Annotated in this window: 23 protein-coding genes; 18 read left to right on the top strand and 5 right to left on the bottom strand. The window is 63.4% G+C overall.

The window, feature by feature from the left end; translation table 11 throughout:
- The first annotated feature begins 299 nt into the window (after window positions 1–299).
- The 6 genes from FJ959_RS21090 to FJ959_RS21065 all read left to right on the top strand — a co-directional run bounded on the left by FJ959_RS21090 (window position 300) and on the right by FJ959_RS21065 (window position 9,151).
- Complete coding sequence (locus FJ959_RS21090) at window positions 300–1,388, top strand: hypothetical protein (protein ID WP_140496064.1); 1,089 nt, start codon at window positions 300–302, stop codon at window positions 1,386–1,388.
- 41 nt (window positions 1,389–1,429) lie between these two features.
- Complete coding sequence (locus FJ959_RS21085) at window positions 1,430–2,575, top strand: hypothetical protein (RefSeq protein ID WP_140631798.1); 1,146 nt, start codon at window positions 1,430–1,432, stop codon at window positions 2,573–2,575.
- Window positions 2,576–2,599: 24 nt separating this feature from the next.
- Window positions 2,600–4,510: an ATP-binding protein gene (locus FJ959_RS21080; RefSeq protein ID WP_140631796.1), complete on the top strand. Its 1,911-nt coding sequence runs from the start codon at window positions 2,600–2,602 to the stop codon at window positions 4,508–4,510.
- Between the two features lie 42 nt (window positions 4,511–4,552).
- On the top strand, window positions 4,553–5,851 hold the full coding sequence (locus FJ959_RS21075; protein WP_140516948.1) for a DUF6638 family protein: 1,299 nt from the start codon (window positions 4,553–4,555) through the stop codon (window positions 5,849–5,851).
- A gap of 103 nt (window positions 5,852–5,954) precedes the next feature.
- The gene (locus tag FJ959_RS21070; RefSeq protein WP_140631794.1) at window positions 5,955–7,079 is read left to right on the top strand and encodes a DUF2333 family protein; all 1,125 of its coding nucleotides are present in this window, start codon (window positions 5,955–5,957) and stop codon (window positions 7,077–7,079) included.
- Between the two features lie 392 nt (window positions 7,080–7,471).
- Window positions 7,472–9,151, top strand: a complete 1,680-nt coding sequence (locus tag FJ959_RS21065; RefSeq protein WP_140496069.1) for a formate--tetrahydrofolate ligase — start codon at window positions 7,472–7,474, stop codon at window positions 9,149–9,151.
- Between the two features lie 69 nt (window positions 9,152–9,220).
- Here FJ959_RS21065 and FJ959_RS21060 read toward each other — a convergent pair whose 3' ends face one another.
- Window positions 9,221–9,865, bottom strand: a complete 645-nt coding sequence (locus FJ959_RS21060; protein ID WP_140631792.1) for a cysteine hydrolase family protein — start codon at window positions 9,863–9,865, stop codon at window positions 9,221–9,223.
- A 132-nt stretch (window positions 9,866–9,997) separates the two neighbouring features.
- On the opposite strand from FJ959_RS21060, the gene FJ959_RS21055 reads away from it, so the two are divergent.
- Window positions 9,998–11,002 (top strand): helix-turn-helix domain-containing protein, encoded by a 1,005-nt coding sequence (locus FJ959_RS21055; RefSeq protein WP_140631791.1) that lies wholly within the window; start codon window positions 9,998–10,000, stop codon window positions 11,000–11,002.
- 15 nt (window positions 11,003–11,017) lie between these two features.
- Here FJ959_RS21055 and FJ959_RS21050 read toward each other — a convergent pair whose 3' ends face one another.
- Entirely contained in the window at window positions 11,018–11,575 is a 558-nt protein-coding gene (locus tag FJ959_RS21050) for a sugar O-acetyltransferase (protein ID WP_140631789.1), read from the bottom strand.
- A 133-nt stretch (window positions 11,576–11,708) separates the two neighbouring features.
- Here FJ959_RS21050 and FJ959_RS21045 point away from each other — a divergent pair, with 133 nt between their 5' ends.
- The 6 genes from FJ959_RS21045 (at window position 11,709) to FJ959_RS21020 (ending at window position 19,427) form a co-directional block, all read left to right on the top strand.
- Entirely contained in the window at window positions 11,709–12,170 is a 462-nt protein-coding gene (locus FJ959_RS21045; RefSeq protein WP_140516958.1) for a DUF4126 domain-containing protein, read from the top strand.
- Complete coding sequence (locus FJ959_RS21040; RefSeq protein ID WP_140631787.1) at window positions 12,167–13,543, top strand: FAD-containing oxidoreductase; 1,377 nt, start codon at window positions 12,167–12,169, stop codon at window positions 13,541–13,543. The genes FJ959_RS21045 and FJ959_RS21040 overlap by 4 nt, the downstream gene beginning before the upstream one ends.
- A gap of 192 nt (window positions 13,544–13,735) precedes the next feature.
- Complete coding sequence (locus FJ959_RS21035; protein WP_140631785.1) at window positions 13,736–14,914, top strand: MFS transporter; 1,179 nt, start codon at window positions 13,736–13,738, stop codon at window positions 14,912–14,914.
- A gap of 92 nt (window positions 14,915–15,006) precedes the next feature.
- Window positions 15,007–16,062 (top strand): succinylglutamate desuccinylase/aspartoacylase family protein, encoded by a 1,056-nt coding sequence (locus FJ959_RS21030; RefSeq protein WP_140524933.1) that lies wholly within the window; start codon window positions 15,007–15,009, stop codon window positions 16,060–16,062.
- Window positions 16,063–16,284: 222 nt separating this feature from the next.
- Window positions 16,285–18,474: an anthranilate synthase gene (locus tag FJ959_RS21025; RefSeq protein ID WP_140631783.1), complete on the top strand. Its 2,190-nt coding sequence runs from the start codon at window positions 16,285–16,287 to the stop codon at window positions 18,472–18,474.
- Between the two features lie 5 nt (window positions 18,475–18,479).
- Window positions 18,480–19,427, top strand: a complete 948-nt coding sequence (locus tag FJ959_RS21020) for a cation diffusion facilitator family transporter (RefSeq protein ID WP_140631781.1) — start codon at window positions 18,480–18,482, stop codon at window positions 19,425–19,427.
- A gap of 339 nt (window positions 19,428–19,766) precedes the next feature.
- On the opposite strand, the gene FJ959_RS21010 is transcribed toward FJ959_RS21020, so the two are convergent.
- Together FJ959_RS21010 and FJ959_RS21005 are read right to left on the bottom strand one after the other, a co-directional pair.
- Window positions 19,767–19,970, bottom strand: coding sequence for an AbrB/MazE/SpoVT family DNA-binding domain-containing protein (locus tag FJ959_RS21010; RefSeq protein WP_246678996.1), 204 nt, complete (start codon window positions 19,968–19,970; stop codon window positions 19,767–19,769).
- A 108-nt stretch (window positions 19,971–20,078) separates the two neighbouring features.
- The gene (locus FJ959_RS21005) at window positions 20,079–21,170 is read right to left on the bottom strand and encodes a hypothetical protein (protein WP_140631779.1); all 1,092 of its coding nucleotides are present in this window, start codon (window positions 21,168–21,170) and stop codon (window positions 20,079–20,081) included.
- A 103-nt stretch (window positions 21,171–21,273) separates the two neighbouring features.
- Between FJ959_RS21005 and FJ959_RS21000 the strand changes: the two genes are divergently transcribed.
- The 5 genes from FJ959_RS21000 (at window position 21,274) to FJ959_RS20980 (ending at window position 24,371) form a co-directional block, all read left to right on the top strand.
- Window positions 21,274–21,711, top strand: coding sequence for a DsrE family protein (locus FJ959_RS21000; protein ID WP_140524937.1), 438 nt, complete (start codon window positions 21,274–21,276; stop codon window positions 21,709–21,711).
- 67 nt (window positions 21,712–21,778) lie between these two features.
- Window positions 21,779–22,570 (top strand): SDR family oxidoreductase, encoded by a 792-nt coding sequence (locus FJ959_RS20995; protein WP_140556137.1) that lies wholly within the window; start codon window positions 21,779–21,781, stop codon window positions 22,568–22,570.
- 63 nt (window positions 22,571–22,633) lie between these two features.
- Complete coding sequence (locus FJ959_RS20990) at window positions 22,634–22,942, top strand: putative quinol monooxygenase (RefSeq protein ID WP_140496083.1); 309 nt, start codon at window positions 22,634–22,636, stop codon at window positions 22,940–22,942.
- Between the two features lie 5 nt (window positions 22,943–22,947).
- Window positions 22,948–23,205 carry a type II toxin-antitoxin system prevent-host-death family antitoxin gene (locus tag FJ959_RS20985; RefSeq protein WP_140496084.1) on the top strand — a complete coding sequence of 86 codons (258 nt, stop codon included), beginning with the start codon at window positions 22,948–22,950 and terminating at the stop codon, window positions 23,203–23,205.
- Window positions 23,206–23,267: 62 nt separating this feature from the next.
- The gene (locus tag FJ959_RS20980; protein ID WP_140496085.1) at window positions 23,268–24,371 is read left to right on the top strand and encodes an AbrB family transcriptional regulator; all 1,104 of its coding nucleotides are present in this window, start codon (window positions 23,268–23,270) and stop codon (window positions 24,369–24,371) included.
- Window positions 24,372–24,411: 40 nt separating this feature from the next.
- Here the strand turns inward: FJ959_RS20980 and FJ959_RS20975 are convergent, their stop codons facing one another.
- On the bottom strand, window positions 24,412–25,488 hold the full coding sequence (locus FJ959_RS20975) for a siderophore-interacting protein (protein WP_140631777.1): 1,077 nt from the start codon (window positions 25,486–25,488) through the stop codon (window positions 24,412–24,414).
- Window positions 25,489–25,910: the final 422 nt, after the last annotated feature.

The following is a 25,910-nucleotide window of genomic DNA, read 5'->3' as shown; positions in this document are numbered from 1 at the left end:
ACGCCGAGCTGCCACCGTCCTCACCGCGCTCGATGCTCCGTCGGATTTCAGGCATTCGTGGCAGCGGGGGACTGAATGCCTGGCCGACATCCGCCGACGTTGAAGTTCAATGACAGTTGAACCACGCGTATTCCAAACGATCCTTTCGCCATGATCGCGGATCGATTGCGTTTCAAGGGCGTGGGCAAGGTTTTTGTTTTCGAAGCGCCCCTGTCTTCACGTCTTTCAATCCCCTGAAGCCCCACATATATTCGCCGCTGTTCGCAATCAGCGACCTGATGCCGGAGCGGGAGGCCCTTATGGCGACATTGCAGAATTTCGATGCCGAAATTGCCAGGACCAAGCAGGTCGTCCAGGACATGCGCACCAAGATAGACCAGTCCGGCGCCGTGCTCGACAAACTTGCCACCGCCGACAAGAAGATCGGCGACGCCAATTTCGATATCGAGAACGCCCGCATCGAAGACGTGCTGAAGCAGCAGAAGGTGATGGAAGGCAATATTGCCGACCTGATCATCGGGCTGGAGGACGCCACCAACGTTTTCGGCGCCGAGTTCGAGAGCATGAAGAACTACACCGGCTGGGAAAACTTCATCGGCATCTTCTCCAGCCAACGCAAGCAGCGTCTGCGCACCGACCGCGTCCGCAACATGTCACTGGCGGGCAACCTGCAGGAATTGCTGGCCAAGTCCGACACCATCGTCGGCATATTGAAGGCGCAGAAAGAAGTCCTCGACCAGCGCTACAAAACCTCCGAGACCAGCCTGTCGCAGGTTATCGAGCGCCGCAAGGCCACCATGTCCAACCTGGAAACCGTGCAGAAGCGCATCGAGGAGCTCAATCCGATGCTGCTCGACATCGAAAACAAGATCGCGGCCTCCACCAGCCAGAAGGAACGCACGCAACTTGAGGGCGAACGTTCCAAGCTCGCCACGGAATACAATGAGAAGCAGGCCAAGGAACAGGAGTTGCTGGCCGAGAGCCAGACGCTGGAGCGCTACACCTCGATGTTCCAGACCTTCGTCGATTCGCTCAACAACCAGATCGCAGCGCAGTCGACGCTGATCAACAAGCTGACCATCGACACCGAGCAGCGCATCGTCCTCTACAAGGCACTGGAGGATTCGCTGAAGACCGCCGCCCAGCAGGATGTGGCCCACAAGATCAACACGCTGGGCAGCCAGGTCGACAACACCGCCGAGGAGACCATGGCCGGCATCGGCGCCGCCTCGCAGAAGCACATTGGCGACCTGCTCGAGATGCACGAGAAGAACATGGTTGCCACCGCCGACATCCAGCGCCGCAAGAAACTGGCCGACGACGCCTTCGCCCGCCGTTTCGACGAGGTGCTGAAGAAGCACAATTCGGCCAATTACGTGCAGTCGTAATTGCCGCCCGCACCGGTGCGACAATGCCAAGGCCCAATAGCATGACCTCCGAAAACGACGCGGCGGCGCGGTATTTCTCGGCAATCACGGCAGCACTCGGCGGGCTGGAAGTGTTCATGCGCGACGATCGCTCGCCGCTCTACCGGCACGGCATCGTCGCCAAGATCGTGGCCGAATACATCGCCCGGCTCGACAAATCCTTCTCCTGCTGGCGCAACCGGCTGGGCTTCATGGACACGTTCCGCATTTCGCGCGCCGAAAGCGGATTCCCGGTGTTCCAGAACCTGCTTGAGCTCGAAAACGACCGCCGCCAGGCTGACACGCGGCTCGCCAACATCCCGCTGGCCGACGAATTGCGCGAGGAGATGGCCGACTTCATCCTGCGCCACAAGGAATTCCCCCAAGCGCTGCAGAAGTCGATGGCCGAGAGGCTTTATCTCGAGGACGTCAAGAGCGAGCAGACCTTCGGCCCCTTCACCCTGGCGCAGACGGCCAAGGTTTCCGTCAATCCGAAGACGGCGCGGCCCTACTACCTCGTCCATTGGGCGACCTTCGACGGCAGCGCCAACCTGCCGCTGGTCTACATGGTGACGGTGGAAGATTCCTCCGAAGACATGATCCGCCAGCTCGTCGACCGCAATGGCAAGCTCAACGACCAGATCGACATTCCATTGCCAGTCGATGGCCTGCTCAATCCCGAGCTTGCCCATCGCTTCGACGATTTCACCGAAAAGAACTCGGCCTACACACTGTCGCCGGCAACCATCGCCGTCAACCTCGACAAGGACTTCGAGCCGCTGCACCCCAAGCAGCTTCGGCGCGTCGTGCTCGGCCCCTTCTATTCGGCCGGGATCACCGACAACAATTCTACGGTGACCGAGGTTCTGGCCAAGGTGCGCAAGCCGGAGAACGCCTGGCTGCTGACCTGGACCATCCAGGAGGTCTATTCCAAGGGCGAGAAGCCCGGCCGCAAGGGGCTGTTTTCGAGCGAGAAGACGACGCAGGAGTTCTTCATCAACACCGACGACCTCGAGGCCGCGCGCCAGGGCGTGTCGAGCTACGAAAACCACGCATTGATCCCGCACGAGGCCTACCAGGCGCTCTATGCCGCCGGCGAGGCGCAGAAGATCTTTTCCGGCTACAAGGTCCATATCCTGTCCAACGGACAGGTCATCTCGGACGTCTGACCGTCACACCACGGAGCAACCTTCATGGATACCGGCCTGACCACCATCCCGGAAGCGGCGATCGAGAAGCACCGCGCCACCGCGCAAAGCTTCATCACCCGCATCGTCGTGCTGGAAGACCCGTCTAGCTCCTCCGGCTCCGCGCTTGCCGGCACCAATCGCCGCTTCGTCTCCACCGTCTCGGTCGGTTCGGTGCGCCGCACGCGCGAGGTCGAGCTGGCGAAGACCGTCGGCGCCGTTCACCCCGACGACCAGTTACTGACCATCCCGCAGCACACGCTTTTGTTTCGTGCCCGGCGCGGTACGGCGCTCGCGCTCGCCATATCGGATGTTTTCGCCGAAGGCTCGGATCTCGAAAGCCTGCAGGCCAGGAACACCCGCGCTCCCCTCGAAGGCGACGAGGCCGCCACGTTCAAGAAGCTTCTGTCGGCCTCGGCTTACATTGCCGCCTTCAGCCTGTCCTCCTATCTGTTCCAGCTCATCGACAGCGACGGCGAGGCGCCCAACGACATTCCCGAGCCGGATTTCCTCTTCGACACGCCGCAGGACGCGGTGAAGTCGATCCTGGCCGGCCTCGACAAGGCGATTTCGGGCGCATCCGACGATGCCGACCTGATGACCAGGGCGCGCGCCTTCGCCCGCGTCGCCATCGACGGCCTCCTGGCGCGAAAAGGCCGCTTCGACGGCATCGGCCCGTTCGAGAACGCGCATATCCGCATCGATGCCGACGATTTCACGCTCGACGGCTTCGACGTCGCGCCGGGCAAGCGTTCCAAGCCGCTGGTGATGACCTTCAAGAAGCCGGAAGAGGTCGTCGGCAACCACATCGCCAAATATCAGTCGGTCAAGCTCGCCAAGATGTTGATGGCCTATGATTTCGAGCGCGAGCTGAACCCGTTCGTCGAGCTCGGCGGCTTCCTGTTCACCTTCATCGGCGACGGCGCGCCGGGCACCGGCAAGACGACGCTGATCCAGATGATTGCCGGTCTCGTCAATGGTTACTGCCAGGTCGCCGGATATCCCTTCGCCTACGAGAACTTCGGCGTCGACCAGATCTCGTCCTATCAGGGCAAGTCCGGCCAGAACTGCCGCCAGTTCATCAACAATGTGTTGAACCCGCGCGTCATCGGCTTCGGCACCATCGACGACATCGACCAGGTGGCGGCGCGCCGTTCCGACGACCGCGCCTCGGCCGGCCAGCAGGAGATCACCGGCGTGCTGATGGACGCCTTCGCCGGTGCCGCCACAGTGGTGCGCGGCAACTGCTCGTTCGGCATGTTCTCCAACTATCCCGAAAATGTCGACGATGCGCTGCGCCAGCGCGCCGGCGCCCGCTGGCTGGTCGACGGGCCGCAGACCCGTGACGATTACATCGACATTTTCGTGCTGCTCGCCGGCAAGAACCACAAGATCCCGCTCGGCGACCACGAACTCTACGCCGCGCAGGAGATCCAGCGCGCCGTGGCCGAAGCCTATGAGGAGCACGAGAAGCCGCAGGAGGACGGGCTGATGCGGGTCCATGAGCGCTACATGAAGGAGAATGGCGCGCCCAAGACCATGGCCGACATCGGCACCTATCTGCACCTGATCAAGCAGGCCGAGCCGCGCTTCACCGGCCGCGCCATCAAGAACGTGACCGACGCCATCAAGATGCGCGCCATGGACATCGAGCTTCCCGACGACTGGTTCGAAAAACCAGAGGTTTTCATGCACAAGAGCTATGACGAGAAGAAAGTGATGATCGAGCAACTGCGCGGCCCGTTCTCGATGGACATGGTCATGCAGGAGATCAACCGCTACGCCGACAGCGAGTTCCGCTACTCCGACAAGTCCGACGACGCCGCAGTGGAAAAGCTATTACGCGACGCGCGGCTGCGCGAACGGGCAGCGCGTGAGATGGAGGAGATGAAGAAAAAGGGGCTGTGGAATGCGTGATGCGCTCCGGCCTTTCCTTCTCCCCTTGTGGGAGAAGGAATAATGGCCCGCAAACCCGATCTCCTGCGCGACAACGAGCTCATTTACGGCCGGCTGCTCGTCGTCGACGAGCCGCATCTCATCGAGCGCTACAACAAGGCGCTTGCCGCCTTTGGCCTCGAGCCCACCAAGCTGAAGAGCTTCCAGATCGACCGCACCGGTTTTTCGCCGGAAGTGGCGGAGGAATGCGGCGACTACGGCTACCTCGATCCCAATGAGGTCAACCGCCGCTTCATCATCCTGACGCCGTCGCAGATCGACCTGCCGGTGGTGCACACCGCCTTCTCCAACACCTCGCAGCTGATGTTCGAGTTCATGTCCAGGAATCAGCGCGCCATCGACGCGCTGACCATCAAGGATGTCATCTACGGCGAGATCGAGGATTCCATTCCCAAGGTCAACGATATCGAGGATCTGCTGTCGATCAACCAGGTCGAGTTCAAGGTGCTGTCGGCCGAAGATGTGCTGGGCAAGGCCGCGGAGCTCGGCAAGCTCGTCGACCGCCTGAAACAGGAGCCTGACGCCTGGCGCGACAACGCCATGCTCACCCGCATGGTGGAACTGGCCAAGATCTGCGGCGACATCCGCGAGAACGCGCTGGTGCCCGACCAGGTAATCTTCCGCCACAACGCCTACTGGACCAGCCATTTCGGCGGGCTCTACGTGTTCGTCGACCCCGACATGACGACCGTCATCAGCGATCCGGCGGCCCCCGGTTTCCGCCGCTCGCGGCCGTGGCAGGTAAGCTATCTCTCGATCAAGGACGCCGACAAGGTGTTCAAGTTCCTCGCTGCCACCGGCCGCATCGAACTGCCGCGCGCCTCCTGGATCGAAGCCTCGGGCTATCTCGAGCACCGCGCCGAGATGGTGGTGCGCGCGCTGATCCGCGACGCCGAGCCGGATCGCAATCTGACCGACGTCGACAAGGTCTGGCTGCAGACCTGGATCCAGGGCCATGCCGACCTGATCACCAGGGACGGCAATTTCCCCTTCCTCAACGCCGCCAAGCGCGAGATTGCCCAGCTCGGCCATCTCAAGATCGAGGATGTGTTCCCGCAGCAGCGCTTCCTGGTGGTCCGCGCCAAGCCCGACCATCCCGACGCCTGGCTGACCAACCGGCTGATCTCGGATTTCGTGCCGTCGGACTTCGTCTCGCGCTACGTCTTCAACAAGCAGGGCTTCTACAAGGACTATGAGGGCTTCAGCGACGCCTGGCGATCGCATGTTGTGGACGTTCTGAAAACCACATATCTGAAGGACAAGGTGGCGTTCCGCACGCGCCTCTACGGCCTGACTGACTAGAACGAAACCGGCCGTCATTTCGTTCTAACTTGTTGTTTTGGCGCATGATGTTATCCAAAAGTCCGCAACTTTTTGACATTATGCCTTGAGGGGTGACACAGCCATGCTCGATCCGATCGTGAACTTCTTCGTCAGGATTTTCCAATGGATCGGCCGCGGCATCGGCCTCCTGATCGGCGTCATCTTGTGGCCGTTCATGTGGGCCGGCCGCTGGTATGCGCAGCGCGGTTGGATCCTCAAGGCCGTGCTCGGCCTCGCCCTGTTGGTGCTGCTCGGCCTCTACGCCAATTTCTTCTACGCCACCCAGTGGTGGAATAATTTCAATCCGAGCTATCCCGACACCTACACGTTCGAGAAGCGCAACATCTCGGCGGGCGAACAGGTAGCAGCCAGTGCCGGTGCCGACACTGCCAGGACCTGTGGCAACTCCGGCATCGCCCAGATTGCCGCCGATTTGACCGACTTCAACGTTAACCAGAATGCCTGGATCTCGTCGATGATCCTCTACAAGCTCGGCCTGTTCGGCATCAGCTGGGACAACACGCCGTGGATGGACAACAAGGCCTCGTTCCAGCGCGGCATCAACCAGGCGGTGCGCCGCACCGCGACCGAGCTCGCCGACAATCTCGGCCGTGTGCGCACGACATCGCAGATCGACGCCGACCTGCAGGATGCGCGCGGCAATCTGCAGTTCGACGAGTACACCTGGTATTTCGGTGTAAGCCCGTTCGGCCCGAAGACGCCGACCCCGAGCTATTATCGCGACGCCGTGCGCAAGCTGCGCTCCTTCAACGCCCGCCTCGCCACCTGCCAGGCCACCTTCGATGCCCGCGCCGACAATCTGAAGCAATATATCGACCGTATCGCCAGCGATATCGGCTCGACCTCGGCCATCCTCAAGGAACGTGCCGAAAACCATAACAATGGCTGGTTCGATTTCCGCGCCGACGATCGCTACTGGTTCGCCTATGGCCAACTCTACGCCTATTATGGACTGATGAAGGGCGCGCAGGCCGACTTCGAGGACGTCATCAAGGAAAAACACCTGCAGAGCCTGTGGGATACGATGGACGCGCAGTTCGTCTCGGCGCTGCGCATCCAGCCCTTCATCATCGCCAATGGCCGCGAGGACGGCTGGCTCCTGCCCACGCATCTGACGACCATGGGTTTCTATGTGCTCAGGGTGCGTTCCAACATGGTCGAAATCAGCAACGTGCTGACGCAGTAGGGCTGGTCGGCCCAATGCATGTGGCCCAAAGTGGTTCCGGCCTTGGGAGAAGGCATGCGTGGAAACAAATGCCTGAAGCGCGATGCGCTTTAGGGCCGGCGATGGCGAATTTGCGCCGCCGTGTCTGTCGCATTCCGTGCATTGCGCGGCTGTTTTGAGACGGCGGACGCGTCCCTGCTCTGGCTTCTATACGGCGCGGCAAGCGGAGCCAGAAAGAACCGGAGGCAGGTCGGCCCGCCGCAGAGGAATTTTCTTCATAGGAAACATAGTTGCATGAAAGTTGACGCCACGGCAGCGAGAGGGCTAGAACATGCCCTTGCCCGCGCGGCGTATCGAACATGCACCAGTGATCAACCCGTCCCCTCCACCGTCCAATCCAGAGGAAAGCCGTCATGGCAGAAGTGAAGTCCGACATCGAGATCGCCCGCGGTGCGAAGAAAAAACAGATCCAGGAGATCGGCGCCAAGATCGGCATCCCGACCGAACACCTTTTGCCCTATGGCCATGACAAGGCGAAGGTCTCCGCCGAATTCATCAAATCGGTGAAGGGCAACAAGGACGGCAAGCTGATCCTGGTCACCGCCATCAACCCGACCCCGGCCGGCGAAGGCAAGACGACCACCACCGTCGGCCTCGGCGACGGCCTGAACCGCATCGGCAAGAAAGCGATCATCTGTATTCGCGAAGCCTCGCTCGGTCCGAATTTCGGCGTCAAGGGCGGTGCGGCCGGCGGCGGCTACGCGCAGGTCGTGCCGATGGAGGACATGAACCTCCATTTCACCGGCGACTTTCATGCCATCACCACGGCGCACAACCTTCTGTCGGCGTTGATCGACAACCACATCTACTGGGGCAATGAGCTCGGCATCGACACCCGCCGCGTCGCCTGGCGTCGCGTCATGGACATGAACGACCGGGCGCTGCGCGAGATCATCTGCTCGCTCGGCGGCGTCGCCAACGGCTATCCGCGCGAGGCCGGGTTCGACATCACCGTCGCCTCGGAGGTCATGGCCATCCTGTGCCTCGCCACCGACCTGAAGGACCTGGAGAAGCGCCTGGGCGACATCATCGTCGCCTATCGCCGCGACAAGTCGCCGGTCTATGCCCGCGACCTCAAGGCCGACGGCGCCATGGCCGTGCTGCTCAAGGACGCCATGCAGCCGAATCTGGTGCAGACGCTGGAGAACAATCCGGCCTTCGTGCATGGCGGCCCGTTCGCCAACATCGCGCATGGCTGCAACTCGGTGGTCGCCACCACGACGGCGCTCAAGCTTGCCGACTACGTCGTCACGGAAGCCGGCTTCGGCGCCGACCTCGGCGCGGAAAAATTCTTCGACATCAAGTGCCGCAAGGCCGGGCTGAAGCCGGCGGCGGCGGTCATCGTCGCCACCGTACGCGCCATGAAAATGAATGGCGGCGTCAAGAAGGAAGACCTCGGCAAGGAAAACATCGAGGCGGTGAAGAAGGGCTGCGCCAATCTCGGCCGCCACATCGAGAACATCAGGCAGTTCGGCGTGCCGGCGGTAGTCGCCATCAACCACTTCTACTCCGACACGGATGGCGAAATCCAGGCGATGAAGGATTATGTCGCCTCGATGGGCGAAGAGGCGATCCTGTGCAAGCACTGGGCCAACGGCTCGGCCGGCATTGAGGATCTCGCCAAGAAAGTGGTGGCGCTGGCCGAATCCGGTGCCTCGCAGTTCGCGCCGCTCTATCCCGACGCCATGCCGCTGTTCGAGAAGATCAACACCATTGTCCAGCGCATCTATCGCGGCTCGGAAGCGATCGCCGACAAGTCGGTGCGCGACCAGTTGCACGCCTGGGAGCAGGCCGGCTACGGCCACTTGCCGGTCTGCATGGCCAAGACGCAGTATTCCTTCTCGACCGACCCGAACCTGCGCGGCGCGCCGACCGGTCACACCGTACCGGTGCGCGAGGTCAGGCTTTCGGCGGGTGCCGGCTTCGTCGTCATCATCTGCGGCGAGGTCATGACCATGCCCGGCCTGCCCAGGGCGCCGTCGTCGGAAAAGATCTTCCTCAACGAAGCCGGCCAGATCGAAGGCCTGTTCTAGAAATCCTCAATTCCAAAAAGTGCAAAGGGCGCCGCAGCGATGCGACGCCCTTTGTATTTCCGCAGACGACTACGCAGCGTTGCGAGCCAGCGCCCGCTGGTTGGAGCCGAAGATCGTGTCGCGTTCCGGCAAGGTGCCGGTCTTCAGGCACTCGATCCATTCGGCGGTCTTGAGCACGGCGGCGAAGCGCGACTGCAGGATGATTGTCACCACGCGGTGGATCTCCTCGGCCGAGGCATAGCCGGCGCTGTTGGCGTAAGGCACCGAGCCGGTCGCGTCGGACAGGAACTCGACGGCAAAGCCCATATGCACGGCATGGATGATGGTCGACAGGTCGCAATTATGCGTCATGTAGCCGACCACCACGATCGTCTCGACAGCGTTGGCGCGCAGCCACTCTTCGAGATCGGTGCCGGTGAAGGCGGAAGGCAGCGTCTTCTCGACATAGTGGTCGCGTGGCCGCCTCGATATCTCGGGATGCAATTCCGCGCCATGGCTGCCCTTGGCGAAGATTGGTGACGTCTCCGGCGCCATCTGCTTGACGACCACCACCTTGATGCCGGCCGCGGCTGCCGCGTCCATGGCGCGCGCCACGTTGACGACGCTGTCGCGGAACGGCGGATGCTGGATGGCGAGATTGCCGCCGTCATAGTCATTCTGGACGTCCACGACGACGAGCGCGCGGCGCGGCGTCTTGCTGGCTGGTTCGGACATGATGCATTCCTTTCAGGCTTGATGTGATGCCCGAGCGTAGGTCCGCCACCATCGGACGAAAGTGGCCCGATTGACATCATTCGAAAGAATTGGGACAATCCGCATAACCCCGCGCAGAAATCCCCGGAAGACATGACCCACCAGATCGTCGCCGTCGTCGCCGTCCTCGCCTTCGACGGCATCAGCCCGTTCCATCTCTCCGTGCCTTGCCTGGTGTTCGGCGAAGATCGCACATCGTTCGGCCTGCCGCGCTTCGACTTCCGCATCTGCGCGATCGAGGCCGGTCCCGTCCACACCGAGGCCGGGCTGAGCGTCGCCGCGCCGCATGGGCTTGAGGGGCTCGACGGCGCCGACATCGTCATCGTGCCGAGTTGGCGGGATCTCGAAGACCCGCTGCCGGAACCGCTGACCCAGGCATTGCGGCGGGCCCACCGCAGTGGTGCCCTGATCGTCGGCCTTTGCCTGGGAACATTCGCAGTCGCTGCTGCCGGACTGCTTGGCGGTCGGCGTGCGGCCACGCATTGGGCCTATGCCGAGCGGCTTCAGAAGCTTCATCCCGACATCGCGGTGGACGCCGAGGTGCTCTATGTCGACAATGGCGACGTGGTGACGTCGGCCGGCGTCGCGGCCGGGCTCGACTGCTGCCTCCATATCGTTCGCGCCCGCTACGGCGCCGAGGCAGCACTGCGGCTCGCGCGGCAGATCGTGCTCTCCCCGCACCGGCAAGGCGGACAGGCGCAGTTCATCGAGCGTCCGCTGGCGAGGAGCGCCGATACCGACAGGTTCACACAAGCACTCGACGCGGTGCGTGCGACACTCAGCGAAGCGCACAGCCTGGACCGCGTCGCCGAAGCCGCCGGCCTGACCCGGCGCACCTTCACCCGCCGCTTCCAGAAATCGATCGGCACCAGTTTCGGCGATTGGCTGATCGAGCAACGGCTTGAACTGGCGCAGCGTCTGCTCGAGGCGACGGAAAAATCGATGGACGTCGTGGCCTTCGAGGCCGGCTTCGGCAGCGCCGCTTCGCTACGCCAGCATTTTTCGGCGCGTCTCAGGACCTCTCCGGCGCAATACCGGCGTGAATTTTCCAGGCGGGCCGACCAGGGCGACCGGTCGCCGCACGCGCTTTCGCACTGAGCGCCCGCCGGGCACTCAACCGCGTTTGACCGCCCGCGCCGGATTGCCGATCACCGTCATGTTCGCGGGCACGTCGCGCGTCACCACGGCGCCGGCGCCGACGATGGCGCCCTCGCCGATGCTGATCCCGCCGAGGATCACCGCGCTGCCGCCGATCCAGGCATTGGCGCCGATCTCGACAGGCCGCGCGACTTCGAGTCCGGCTTGCCGCCCGGCGACCTCCCTGTGATGCTCGGCGCAATAGATCTGCACATTGGGGCCGAGCAGCGTTCCCTTGCCGATGCGCACGCTTGCCGTGTCGAGAATGATGCAGCCGGCATTGAGAAAGACGCCGTCCCCGAGGAAGACGTTGAAGCCATAGGCACAGTGGAACGGCGCCTCGATGCGGGCGCCCTCGTCCGCGCCGCCGAGCAGATCCTGCAAGGCAGGCCCGATGTTGCCGCGCTGACGGGGCGCAAGCGAATTGTGCTCGAATACGGCGCCCGCAGCCACGCCGCGCAGCGCCTCCAGTTCGTCATCCATGCACGTATACCACTCGCCCGCCGCCATTTTTGCGCGTTCGCTCTCAGCCATGCGGTGCCTCCGTCATCATTGCCACGCACCGTTGCGGCGTAAGAGAGCGCCTATGCAAGTACTGGCCAAATACCGGACCTATGGTAGCCTGCCTTTTCAGGGCTGTCCCGGCCCGGGATCGAGGGGGATCAACATGCTTTACATTCTTGCACTTCTGATCGGGGTCATTGCCGGCCTGCGCGCCATGACCGCGCCGGCCGCCGTCGCCTGGGGCGCCTGGCTCGGCTGGCTGCCGGTTGCCGGCACCTGGGCAAGCTTCATGAGCCACTGGGCCGCTGTCGGCATTTTCACTATCCTGGCCATCGTCGAGCTGGTCACCGACCAGTTGCCGTCGACGCCGAGCCGCAAGGTGCCGCAGCAATTCGGCGCCCGTATCCTGCTCGGTGCCTTCAGCGGCGCCGTGATCGGCGCCACTGGCGGCGCCACCATCGTCTGCCTGATCGCCGGCGCCATAGGGGCCGTTATCGGCACGCTCGGCGGCGCGGAGGCGCGCGGCCGGCTGGCGGCCGCCTTCGGCAAGGACCAGCCCGCGGCCTTCATCGAGGACGCGGTCGCGATCGTTGGCGGCCTCTTGATCGTGGCGGCGGTGGCATGACGGCGAAAACCTTCGATGCCATCGTCATCGGTGCCGGCCAGGCCGGCCCTTCGCTGGCCGGCCGGCTGACCGCGGCCGGCATGAGCGTGGCGCTGATCGAGCGCAAGCTGGTCGGCGGCACCTGCGTCAACACCGGCTGCATGCCGACCAAGGCCATGGTCGCCAGCGCCTATGCCGCGCATCTGGCGCGGCGCGCCGCGGACTATGGCGTGACCCTCTCCGGCCCGGTCGGCGTCGACTATGCCAAGGTCAAGGCGCGCAAGGACAAGGTGTCGAACGACGCCCGCGGCAATCTGGAAACCTGGATCGCCGGCATGGATAAATGCACGCTCTATCGCGGCCATGCGCGTTTCGAATCCGCCAACACGGTGCGCGTCGGCGATGATCTCCTGACCGCCGGCAAGATCTTTCTCAACACCGGCGGCCGCGCATCGGTACCGGATCTGCCCGGCATTCACGACATCGACTTTCTCACCAACTCTTCGATGATGGACCTCGACGTGTTGCCGCGCCACCTCGTGGTGGTCGGCGGCAGCTACATCTCGCTCGAATTCGCGCAGATGTTCCGCCGCTTCGGCGCGGAGGTCACGATTGTCGAAAAGGGCTCGCGGCTGATCGGCCGCGAAGACGAGGATGTGTCCGACGCCATCCTGTCGATCCTCGAAAACGAAGGCATCGCGGTCCATCTCGGCGCCGACGCCATAAGCTTTGCCAGGCAGGGCGAGGATATTGCCGTTGCCTTCTCCGCCGGCAAGCCGCCGGCCGTCGGCTCGCATGTGCTCCTGGCTCTGGGGCGAACGCCCAATACCGACGATCTCGGCCTCGACAAGGCCGGCATCGAAGTCGACAAACGCGGCTTCATCACCGTCGACGACCAGTTGCGCACCAGCGTGCCCGGCATCTGGGCGATGGGCGACTGCAATGGCAAGGGCGCCTTCACCCACACGTCCTACAACGATTACGAGATCGTCGCGGCCAATTTGCTCGACAATGATCCGCGCAAGGTCAGCGACCGCATCGAGGCCTACGCTCTCTACATCGACCCGCCGCTCGGCCGCTGCGGCATGACCGAGGCGTCAGTGAAGAAGTCGGGACGCCGCGCGCTGGTCGGCCAGCGACCGATGACCCGCGTCGGCCGCGCCGTCGAGAAAGGCGAGACGCAAGGCTTCATGAAGATCCTCGTCGACGCCGACACAAGGGAAATCCTCGGCTGCTGCGTGCTTGGCCCCGGCGGCGATGAAGCCGTGCATTGCGTGCTTGACCTGATGTATGCCAAGGCGCCTGTGGACACGCTGGCGCGCGCCATGCACATCCACCCCAATGTCTCGGAACTGCTGCCAACCATCGCCCAGGAGTTGAAGCCGCTGGTCTGAACTCCGGCTTCAGCGGTCGGTTCGGCCGCTCGGCCGGGTTCGGTCAGGGTCGTTTAGGCAGCACGGCATAAGCACCGCTGCCAGTGCCTCTTTGCTCTCCGCTTTCTGCATTGCTGCATTGCGGCAATGGCGCTTGTGCGCCATGGGGCGCTCGCGCAGTTTCCATTTGAACCGATTCAGTCTGGACCTCCCATGCCTTTGCCGATCCTTGCGCTTGCCATTGCGTCCTTCTGCATCGGCACCACCGAATTCGTCATCATGGGTCTGCTGCCGGAGGTCGCCGCCGACCTTGGCGTGACCATTCCCGCGGCCGGGCTGCTGGTCACTGGCTATGCGCTGGGCGTGGTCTTCGGCGCGCCAATCGTGGCGATGGCCACCGCGCATCTGCCGCGCAAGCCGGTGCTGGTCGGACTGGCCGCACTGTTCGTTGTCGGCAACCTGCTCTGCGCCATCGCGCCCAATTACTGGATGCTGATGGGCGCGCGCGTCTTCACCGCCTTCGGCCACGGCGCCTTCTTCGGCATCGGTTCGGTCGTCGCCGCCAGCCTGGTGCCTCGCAACAAGCGTGCCAGCGCCATCGCGCTGATGTTCGCCGGCCTGACGCTGGCCAACATCCTCGGCGTTCCCGCCGGAACGGCGCTTGGCGAAGCCTTCGGCTGGCGCGCCACCTTCCTGGCGGTGGTCGGCATCGGGCTGATCTCGGTCGCGGCGATCGCTTGGCTAGTGCCGCCGGATGTCACTGAACCAAGCGGCGACGGCTTGAGCGGCGAATTGCGCGTGCTCGGCAAGCTGCAGGTGTGGCTGGCCATGCTGATCGCGGCGCTCGCCTCAGCCAGCCTGTTTGCCGTCTTCACCTACATCAAACCCTATCTCACCGACGTGTCCGGCCTCTCGACTTCAGCGGTCACCTGGGTGCTCTTGCTGTTCGGCGCCGGCATGACCATCGGCAACATCATCGGCGGCCGGCTGGCCGACTGGAAGCTGATGCCGACGGTCATCGGCACGCTGCTGCTGCTGGCGGTCCTGTTTGTCGGCTTCATGCAGTTCGGCGCTATCGCCAGTGTCGCCATAGGCATCGTCTTCTTGTGGGGCATGCTCGTCTTCGTCGTCGTGCCGCCGTTGCAGATCCGTGTCGTGGAAGCCGCTTCCGAGGGACCGAACCTTGCCGCCACGCTGAACCAGGGCGCCTTCAATGTCGGCAACGCCAGCGGCGCCTGGATCGGCGGCGTGGCGCTCTCCTGGGGCGTTTCCTATGCCAACCTGCCGCTGGTGGGCGCGGCACTCGCTCTGCTGGCGGTCGCCGTAGCCGTTGCCTCGCGGGCACTGGACCAGCGCGCTCCGGTCGTCACTCTTCAACCTGCCGCGCAGTAGCTGCTTGCGCCCATAGCGCGACAGCCTGGACCAATCGACAAGCGCACAGTCGAAGAGGAATGTCTTCTCGCCTCTCGACGGAGAAAGACCCCATGCAGAAATCGATCGAACGCATAGCCGGCGACAGCGAGGGCGTTTCCTATGAATTCCCGCTGTTTCGCTTCGCTGGAACCGACGAATCCGCGCCTTCGGCCTATCTGCAGGCAGCACTCCATGCCGGCGAACTGCCCGGAGTAGTCGCCATTGACGCGCTGATGCCGATGCTGGCCAGGGCCGAGGCGGAGGGGCGCATCAAGGGCGACATCACCATCGTGCCCTGGGCCAATCCGATCGGCCGCGCCCAGTATCATTTCGGCGAACATCAGGGCCGTTTTCATCTGGGCACGCGCACCAACTTCAACCGTGGTTTTCCGCTGCTCGCCGCACCCGACACGGCACTCCTGCCCGACACCGCGCATGGCACGCCCGACCAGCGGCTGAAGACGAGACTGGTGCAGCTTTCACTCGGCCACGACATCGTGCTCGACCTGCATTGCGACGACGAGGGTCTCTCCTACCTGTATGTCCACACCAGCCTGTGGCCGGCAATGGCCGACTGCGCCGCCGCCATGGGCGTCGAGGCGGTGGTGCTGTGGAGTGAAGACACGGACGGCACTTTCGAGGGCGCCTCAATCATGCCCTATCAGAACGTTCCCGCCGATGTGGCGAAGCTCGGCCGGCGCGTCGTCACGACGGTCGAATATCGCGGCATCCTCGATGTCGATGGCGCGTTCGCGGCGTCGGACGCCGCGGGGCTCTACCGGCTGCTGGTGGCGCGCGGCGTGGTCGCCGACCCGGCCCTGCCCTCACCCGGTGCCTTCACCGGGGTTGTCGCACCGCTCGAAAACATCGACATGATGCCGGCGCCCCGGGCAGGTGCCGTGCTTTACGACGTGGAGCCCGGCGACCGCGTGGCCAAGGATACGCGGCTTGCCGTCATCGTCCACGCACCGGGCGAAGCCGATGGCCGCACCGAGGTGTTCGCGCCGCAGGCCGGCATCGTCCTGACCCGGCGCTCGCGCCGTATCATCCGCGCCGGCGAGGATCTGTTGAAACTGGTGGGCGACAGGAAGAGCGCCGACGCAAGGTCCGGCACACTGGAAGATTGAGCCTCCATCGAATCCAGTTGCGCGGTCGCTCAATCGCCGCTATGGGAATCGCCATGAACATGCGTTCGATCAAGACCGTTTGGTGGTGGGCCTGCTGACAGCGGCCTGTTCGAACGCGTGCGCGTGAAAAGAGAGGGTGGCCGCAGCGGAATGTCCGGGCGGCCATTTGTTTTTTCCAAGCCATTCCCGGGTCCGTTGCCCAAGAAGCTGATGGAGACGGCAATGACGATGAAGGTTCTGGACAACGGCGCAGAGAGTTTTGTGACCGGGGGTGGCATCACCATCACCCGCGAGCGCCACGACCGGCCCTATGAAGGCGCCATCGACGCCTATGTTGACGGGCTGAATGCGCGCCGGGGCGCGGTGTTTTCTTCGAACTATGAATATCCCGGCCGCTATACGCGTTGGGACACCGCCATCATCGACCCGCCCCTGGTGATCTCGGCGCGTGGCCGGTCCATGCGCATCGAGGCGCTGAACCGCCGGGGCGAGGTGCTTCTGCCGGTCATCGTCAAGACGCTCGGCGATCTGCCCGAGATCACGATCGCCGAGGCGTCGAAAAAGTTGATCCGCCTCGACGTCGCCAAACCGGGCCGTGTCTTCACCGAAGAAGAGCGCAGCCGCGTTCCTTCCGTCTTCACGGTTCTGCGCGCCATTACCGCCTTGTTCAAGACCGCCGAAGACGCCAATCTCGGCCTTTACGGCGCCTTCGGCTACGACCTCGCCTTCCAGTTCGATCCGGTCGACTACAAGCTCGAACGCAAGCCAAGCCAGCGCGATCTCGTGCTGTTCCTGCCCGACGAGATCCTGGTCGTCGATCATTATTCGGCCAAGGCCTGGACCGATCGATATGACTACGCCGGCAAGGGTTTTTCGACCGAAGGCCTGCCGCGCGACGAGATCGCCGAGCCGTTCAAGACTGCCGACCGTATCCCGCCGCGCGGCGACCATGAACCCGGCGAATACGCCACTCTTGTGCGCCGCGCGATGGACAGCTTCAAGCGCGGTGACCTGTTCGAGGTCGTACCCGGGCAGATGTTCTACGAACGCTGCGAGACCCAACCCTCCGATATTTCGCGCAAGCTGAAGTCGATCAACCCCTCGCCCTATTCCTTCTTCATCAATCTGGGTGAAGGCGAATACCTGATCGGCGCTTCGCCCGAAATGTTCGTGCGCGTCAACGGCCGCCGTGTCGAGACCTGCCCGATCTCGGGCACGATCAAGCGTGGCGACGACGCCATTTCCGACTCAGAGCAGATCCTGAAGCTGCTCAATTCCAAGAAGGATGAATCCGAGCTCACAATGTGCTCGGATGTCGACCGCAACGACAAGTCGCGCGTCTGCGAGCCGGGTTCGGTGCGCGTCATCGGCCGCCGCCAGATCGAGATGTATTCGCGGCTTATCCATACGGTTGACCATATCGAGGGCAGGCTGCGCGAAGGCATGGACGCCTTCGACGCGTTTCTCTCGCACGCCTGGGCGGTGACCGTTACCGGCGCGCCGAAACTATGGGCCATGCGCTTCATCGAGCAGAACGAGAAGAGCCCGCGCGCCTGGTATGGCGGCGCCATCGGCATGGTCAATTTCAACGGCGACATGAACACCGGCCTGACACTGCGCACCATCCGCATCAAGGACGGCATTGCCGAGGTGCGTGCCGGCGCCACATTACTGTTCGACAGCATTCCCGAGGAAGAAGAAGCCGAAACCGAACTGAAGGCCTCCGCCATGCTCTCCGCCATCCGCGACGCCAAGACGGGCAATGCCGCCAGCACCGAGCGCACCACCGCGCGCGTCGGCGACGGCGTCAACATCCTGCTCGTCGACCATGAAGACAGCTTCGTCCACACGCTGGCCAATTACTTCCGTCAGACCGGCGCTAATGTCTCGACCGTGCGCACCCCCGTGCCGGAAGAAGTTTTCGACCGGCTGAAGCCGGATCTCGTCGTGCTGTCGCCTGGTCCCGGCACGCCCAAAGATTTCGACTGCGCCGCCACCATCGGACGAGCGCGCGCCCGCGAGCTGCCGATCTTCGGCGTCTGCCTCGGCCTGCAGGCGCTGGCCGAGGCCTATGGCGGCGAATTGCGGCAGCTGCATGTGCCGATGCACGGCAAGCCGTCGCGCATTCGCGTCTCCAAGCCCGGCATCATCTTCTCCGGCCTGCCCAAGGAAGTCACCGTCGGCCGTTACCATTCGATCTTCGCCGATCCGGTGCGGCTACCCGACGATTTCGTGGTCACCGCCGAGACCGAAGACGGCGTCATCATGGCCTTCGAGCACCGCAAGGAGCCAATCGCCGCCGTGCAATTTCATCCGGAATCGATCATGACGCTCGGCCACAATGCCGGCATGCGCATCATCGAGAACATCGTCGCCCACCTGCCGCGCAAGGCCAAGGACAAGGCCGCCTAGAGACGATGGTCGAAACGCGGGACACGACGGCGATCGCGGCGAAGGCCGCGACCAGGCGAAAGGTCGCAAGGCTTGCCTTCTGGTCGATCGTCGTCGCTTGCGTGGTGCTCGCACTCAAGCTTGCCGCCTGGTACATCACCGGTTCCGTCGCACTCTATTCGGACGCGCTGGAATCGATCGTCAACGTCATCGCCTCGGCCGCCGCTTTCTGGGCGATCCAGGTGAGCTACAAGCCAGCCGACCAGGACCATCCGTTCGGCCACCACAAGGCCGAGTATTTCTCGGCCGTCCTGGAAGGCGTGCTGATCGTGGTGGCGGCACTCCTGATCCTGAACGAGGTCTGGCAATCCTGGCTCAACCCCGTCCCGCTCCAGCAGCCATGGGAAGGCCTTGCCGTCAACGGTGTGGCGACGGTCATCAACGCTTTCTGGGCCTGGGCGCTGATCCGTACAGGGCGCAACGCAAGATCGCCGGCACTGGTCGCCGACGGCCAGCACATCATGACCGACGTCGTGACCTCGGTCGGCGTCTTCGCCGGCCTCGTCGGCGCGGTGCTGACCGGATGGCAGATCCTCGATCCGGCGCTGGCCGTGATCGTCGCGCTCAACATTCTTTGGCAGGGCTGGCATGTTATCGGCTCGTCGATGAACGGGCTGATGGACCGCGCCGTCGATACCCAGGAGCACATGCGCATCCGCGACATCATTTCGGCCAATTGCAAAGGCGCGCTCGAAGTGCACGACCTCAAGACACGCATCGCCGGCCGCGCCACCTTCATCGAATTCCATCTGGTCGTCGATGCCGACATGTCGGTTGGCGCCAGCCATGTCATCTGCGACCGCATCGAGGATTCGCTGCAGGCGGAAATCCCTTCCGTGCGCGTCACCATCCATGTCGAGCCCGATGATGAAGCCAAGCTGCCCAAGGGCACGACGGCGGTGCCGTTCGCGTGAGGCAGTTCACCACGTCTCGATTGACAGAGCTTTGATCCGCTCGAAGTCCCGGATATTGCGGGTCATCAGCGTAAGATTCCGCGAGCGCGCCTGCCCACCAGTCAACGCATCGTAGGGACCAATTGGAGTTCCCAATGTGGCAAGCGTTGCCCTCCGGAATGTCTCGCATCTTCCCGATCGAATTCGAGCACAGGAAACTGCAGAGCTTCGATACGCGCCAAATTTTCGACACAATAGGCGAGACGGCAAAGTCCTGCGGCCTATGCCGTTTCAGCAGGCAAGCAGACCCTCATCGCCCCTTCATGACCGCGATGACAGCATTGGTGTCGAGCAGGTAGATCACTTGAAGACGTCTTCCAAGGCAGGTCGATCCTGCCCGTCCTGACGTTCCAGTGCTGCCTGGGCGAAATCATCATCAAGCAGTCCAATCACTTGGTCGAGCCACGCCCAGTCCTGCGCAAGCGGTTCCAAGATGACGGTTTGCCCGTGACGGCGTATCGAGACCTCCTCTGTGTCGAAACGGAACTCCTTCGGCAGGCGCACGGCTTAGGACCTGCCTGACCAGAACACTTTCGCTTTGTTCATCGTGCTATCCTCAAATGAGATATAGCAAAGATATATCCCTTCGTGCTGACCTAACCAGGGCTCCGCTTAAGGCGCGCAAGCCGATTGCGGCATCGGTTCCAGCCGGTAGATCTTGTCGTCCGACTTCGTCTTGCCGTCGGCTGCCTGTGAACAGAAATCGACGATTGCCAGGCTGTTGTTGGGATTGGCCAGCATCATCATGCCGTTGGCGCCGCGCTTGAGGAAAATCTCCTTCTGCGTGATATCGCAGGAGAAATCGCTCATCTTCGAACTCGCCGCGCAGCGCCACTGGTCGGCCTCGCCCTGGCAGGAATACGCCTGCGTGACCTTGCCCGACTTTTGCCGCGTCGTGACCGAAACGGCGATGTCGGCGCCGTCAGGCCAATTGGCAAGGTCGCCGCCCGCCGCGAATGAAGCCAGTTCGACCGGCCCACGGAACACGCGGATCGACTGGGTCAGTTGGTCGGGATGCGAACCGAAATGCGCGGCATCGTAGTCGCGTCCGTAGCAGAAGGCCTGGTCGGGCTTCAGCCGGTCGCGCAGCGGCGGACCCATCGCTGGGTCGATCGGGTCGATGCGGGCGAACTCCGCCTTGCAGGTCGCTGCCGGCATCGGGTCGAGGCGGAAATTGTCGTCCCGCGACCCCAGCGCCTGCCTGTTGTATTCAGTCGTGCCGAGTTCCTCCTCGGAACCGGCATCGAGATAGATATCGGGCTGCAGGTCCGAAAGGATCAGCCGGCCCTTGTGGTCGACTTTCAGCGACGCCAGCGTGCGGTCGCATTCCATGCCGCAATGGATCGGGTTTGATGCGCCATCCTCGGATTGGTGACTACACCAGCCGCCGGCCCATTCCGGAGCCTTGGCGCCACGCACCGTGGTGGTGACGAAGCCATTGTAGGACGTGCCGGCATTCGCGGCCGGTTCCTCGTTCGGCCTGCTGACCGGATCATGGCCGTAGTAGAAGAAGATCCGGGCCACCTTCTGCTCCGGATGCGCCTTGAGGTGGTTGGCATCGTAGATGCGGCCGAAACAGGCGTCCTGACCGTTGGGACTGAGTTCGGTGAGCTTGGCCGCCTCGTCGGCGAAAGCCGTCGCGCCCAGCAGGCTCAACAAGGCCGCTCCGGACAGGACGCTTGCCAGTCTCTGTTCGAACGCCATGTGACCCCTCCGCATCGGCAGGACGCGACGCCGATTTATGCTACACTCGGCGTCGCGGCCACGCAATTCGCGGCCATCTGTCAACCCGGGGGGAACCATCGCCATGCGTCGACGCGACATGTTCCGCGCGATTCTCGTCGGAGCCGGCACGCTGATTGGACTGCGGGTGGCGCAAGCCGCGGCCACCGAGGCCACGAGATTGAAGGTCGCCTATCATCTCAGTGACCTCGACAAGGTCAATTTCGTGCTGGGCAACATCAAGAACCATTACGAAGGCACCGGCGGCAATGTCGATATCGCGCTGGTCGTCCATGGTCCGGCTCTTGCCGGTTTCAAGTCGAAGGGCATATCGGCGGCGATCTCCGGTCGTTTCACCGGTCTCGTCCAGCAAGGGCTCGATCCGCATGCCTGCGCCAACACCATGCACGGCATGGATATTTCGCTCGCCGACCTGCTCGACGGTTTTCATGCGGCCGACAGTGGCGGCGTCGTCAAGCTCGCCGAACTGCAAAGCCAGGGCTATGCCTATCTCAGGCCTTGAAGCTGCATGGACTGAATGCAAGGGTAGCAAGACCAGCTAAGAACCGCGAAATCCCGGAGAAACGACAGTGCCAGCGACAACCACTCCCCTCGGGCTTGTCATTCCCGATCTCGCCGGCAAGGCGGTGCTGGTCACCGGCGCCTCGACCGGCATCGGCGCGGCACTCGCGTTGGCTTATGCGACGCAGAAATGTCTGGTCGCACTGCACTACAATTCCAGCCGTGACGCCGCCGAGAAACTTGGCAAGGCCATTCGCGACAATGGCGGCGAGGTGCTTCTCGTCCAGGGCGATTTTTCCCTGGCCGCCGACGTCGAACGCGTCGTCGAGGACAGCGCGCAGCATTTCGGCCGCCTCGACGGGCTGGTCAACAATGCCGGCGGGATGCTCGGCCGCGTGCCCTACGCCGAGCAGACAGAGGCGCATTACGACGCGGTGATGGATCTCAACGCGCGTTCGGTGTTGGCCGCCTCGCGCAAGGCGATGCCGTGGTTGAAGAGACAAGGCGGCTTCATCGTCAACACCTCCTCGATCGCCGCCCGCAACGGCGCCGGCGGTGGCGCCGGGCTTTACGGCTCGGCCAAGGCTTTCGTCTCCAACGTCACGCGCGGCATGGCCAAGGAACTGATCGGCTTCGGCATTCGCGTCAACGCGGTGGCACCCGGCACCATTCTCACGCCGTTCCACGAACGCTACTCGACCGAAGAGCAGATCAGGGGCATGGTTGCCACCATTCCGCAGGGGCGCGCCGGCACGGCTGAAGATTGCGTCGGTGCTTATCTGTTCCTCTCCTCCGATCTGTTGAGCGGCTACATCACCGGCCAGGTGATCGAGGTGAATGGTGGCCAGTTGATGCCTTGAGCCGCGACCTGCATACTGACGAACGGTATACTCTTGTCGAAAACGCTGAAGGGAGACGAAGGGATGTACGGTCTGATCGGCAAGATGCGGGCGGCCCGCGGCCAGCGCGACGCTGTCATGGACGTCCTGCGCGCCAGCACCGGCGCCCTGCCCGGCTGCCTGAGCTATATCGTTGCCACCGACCCGGCCGATGCCGATGCCATCTGGGTCACAGAAGTGTGGACTGACCAGGCAAGCCACAAAGCCTCGCTGCAGCTTCCCGAAGTCCAGGCGGCCATCGCCAAGGCGAGGCCCTTCATCGCCGGCTTCGAGTTCCAGGTGGAAACCAACCCCGTCGGCGGCTTTGGATTGGCTGACGACAAGACGGGCTGATCCGGGTGGACGACTCGACGCAGATCGTAAACATTAGCGATGCGAAGGCCAATCTTTCACGTCTCGTTCAGCGAGCCGCCAACGGCGAACCTTTCATTATCGCCAAGGCTGGCAAGTCATTGGTCAAGGTCATTCCTATGGATCAATCGGTGCCGGTACAATCGCGACGGGTTGGCTTTATGGCTGGTCAGTTTTCGGTGTCCGACCGTTTCGATCGCATGAGCGGTGGAGAAATCGAGCAACTGTTCGGCACAGACATCTGAGGCGATCGCTTTTCGATGCAGCGGGGGTTCGCATCCCTTACCGCTCAGTCTAAGACCAGAACATGGATTCCTCGCCCAAGCAGCCGTCTCCTGGCCAGCCGGCCGTCGAGCGCATGGCGCGCATGCGCAAGCCTTGGCAATGGCTGGCCCTCCTCGTCATTTCCGTGCTGTTTGCCGGTGCGCTCGAACTGGCCGCGCTGCCGGCGGCGCTGCTCATCGGGCCGATGCTGGCGGCTATCGTCGCCGGCACCAACGGCGCTACCGTGCGCGTGCCGCGGCTTCTGTTCGGCTCCGCCCAGGCGATCGTCGGCTGCCTCATCGCCGCTTCGATCTCGGCCGACATTTTTCGCGTCTTCTATGCCGAATGGCCGCTGTTCCTCGGCGCAGTGACAGCCACCGTCACGGCGTCCAGCCTGCTCGGCTGGCTGATCAGCCGGTGGCGCATCCTGCCCGGCACGACCGCCGTCTGGGGATCCTCCCCAGGCGCCGCCACCGCAATGGTGCTGATGGCCGGCGCCTTCGGCGCCGACCAGCGCCTCGTCGCCTTCATGCAGTATCTGCGTGTCATCTTCGTCTCGATGACGGCGGCCATTGTCGCCAAGATGTGGGTCGACACGTCAGGCGTCGAAATCCCGCCGATTATCTGGTTTCCGCCGATCGATGCCCAAGCCTTAGCAGCAACCATTGGCATCGCGCTGGTCGGCGGGCTGGCGGGAAGGCTTTGCCGGTTGCCTTCGCCCTCCTTTCTGGGCACCTTCATCTTCGGCGCGGTGATCCACCTTGGCCTCGGCGTGCCGATGCAATTGCCGCCTTGGCTGCTGGCTGTCAGTTACGCCATGGTCGGATGGTCGATCGGGCTGAACTTCACAAGGCCGATCCTGCGCCATGCGACACGTGCCCTGCCGCAGATCGTCGCTTCGATCGTGGCTCTGATCGCTTTTTGCGGCGGCCTCGCCTTCATGATCAGCCATCTGCTCGGCATCGATCCGCTGACCGCCTATCTCGCGACCAGCCCCGGCGGCATGGACAGCGTCGCCATCATCGCCGCCGCCGCCCAGAACGTCGACATCTCCTTCATCATGGCGCTCCAGTCGGCGCGTTTCCTGATCGTGCTGCTTGTTGGCCCGAGCATCGCGCGGCTGGTAGCGCGCGCGGTGAAGGAATAGGCTGCTCCGCCCCGGCTGCCGGCATACTTATGGATCGATCCTAATCCTCGTCGTCGCCCTCGGCCTGCGCGTCGCGACGCCAATAGGCCGTTACCAGGTGCCGGTCGCGGCCCAGGCCCCACTCCTTGCGCACGATCTTGCGGATCTCGCGGAAGTCGGTGAACTCGCATCCGGCCCAGACGTAGAGGCCATCGGCAAGCGCCATGTGGCTGCGCTCGCGCAGGGCGGCCGCCAGCAGGCCGGCGGTGCCGGCCGCGCGGTCGTGCCGGTAAAGCCAAGTGATTTCGATGTTGTCGCCTTGCGCCAGCGCGATGCGGTCGTCCGGGCCATCGACCTCGATGAGCGCCTCGACGCGGGTTGACGGCCGCAGTTCCCCCAGAATCCGGCCAATTGCCGGCAGCGCTGTGTCGTCGCCGACCAGCAGCAGGGTCGGCGCCGTCGGCGTCTCGCCGCCGCTTGGCCCGATCATGCCGATGACGTCTCCCGCCACCGCGTTCTGCGCGAATGTGGCAGCGGGCGTGTCATGGTCGGGGTGCAGCACGAAATCGACATCGAGCCAACCGCTTGTCGGATCCACCGCCCGGATCGTGTAGATGCGCACGGTGAGCGCATCCTCACCGGCAGGCCACACAAGCAGGCCGTCGGCGCCCATCGAGGGCCAAACGGGCGGCCTGCCCCGCGGCGGCAGCAGCAGCCGGATGTGCAGGCCGCCATGAGTAAACCGGCCAAGATCATCGCCTGCAAAGCGCAGGCGCTGCATATGCGGAGAAATCCGCGTTGACGACACAACCGTGATTTCGCGGAAGAAGAGTGGGGTGCCGGTGTCGCTGCCGTCGCCTTGCCAGCGCAGTCCGCTCGTCGTTCCAAGGTGCTGCGCGACGTGGCCGGCGACCGTCATCTTCATGTAGGACAGGCAGGTTTCGTCTACGGCCGAGACGCGGATCAGCATGGAGTCGCCCTCGAGTGCCGCGCTCAGCGAACCGTAGTACAGGCGAAGTTCCCATCGATCGGCAACACCGGTCTCGACCTCGAATTCGCTGTGCTCGGTGCGCAGCCGGTCCATCACCGACCTGATCGCCGCATCGCTGATCCGGGTTTGCGCTCGCAGTTGGTCCATCGTTCGCGTCTTTCGAAACGGTTTGAAGCAATCGGCCGCAGGAGGGCCGCGCCGGCAGCGGCATGCCATAGACGTTCCGAAGTTTCGACAGAAACTTGAATACATAGGTCATCTTATATATTGAACCGCTACGTCCCGTTGGCGGCCAGGTCCGGCCTCGGCCTGTTGGAAGGGCACGCACGTCGGCGACGACGTCAGACGGAACGTGGCCCGGCACGCGCCCGACTGTCGGCATGGCTTTCGGTACGGCTTGCCTCCGGCTGGCCGCTCCTGTATGAAAACCGCCATGAACACGCGCGCCACCACCGCTTCCCGTCAGACCGGCTTTGCCGGCGAGACCGTGCGCGCGCTTGCCTCGACGCTGCTTCTTCTCGGCCTTATCGGCGATCGCCGGGTTCGCTGAAGGAGCGCCCGGCGGTCGA

Origin of the sequence: Mesorhizobium sp. B2-2-4 (genome assembly GCF_006442375.1) — a bacterium.
In the GTDB taxonomy this organism is placed as follows: Bacteria; Pseudomonadota; Alphaproteobacteria; order Rhizobiales; family Rhizobiaceae; genus Mesorhizobium.
This window is presented reverse-complemented; position numbering and strand designations above follow the sequence as displayed.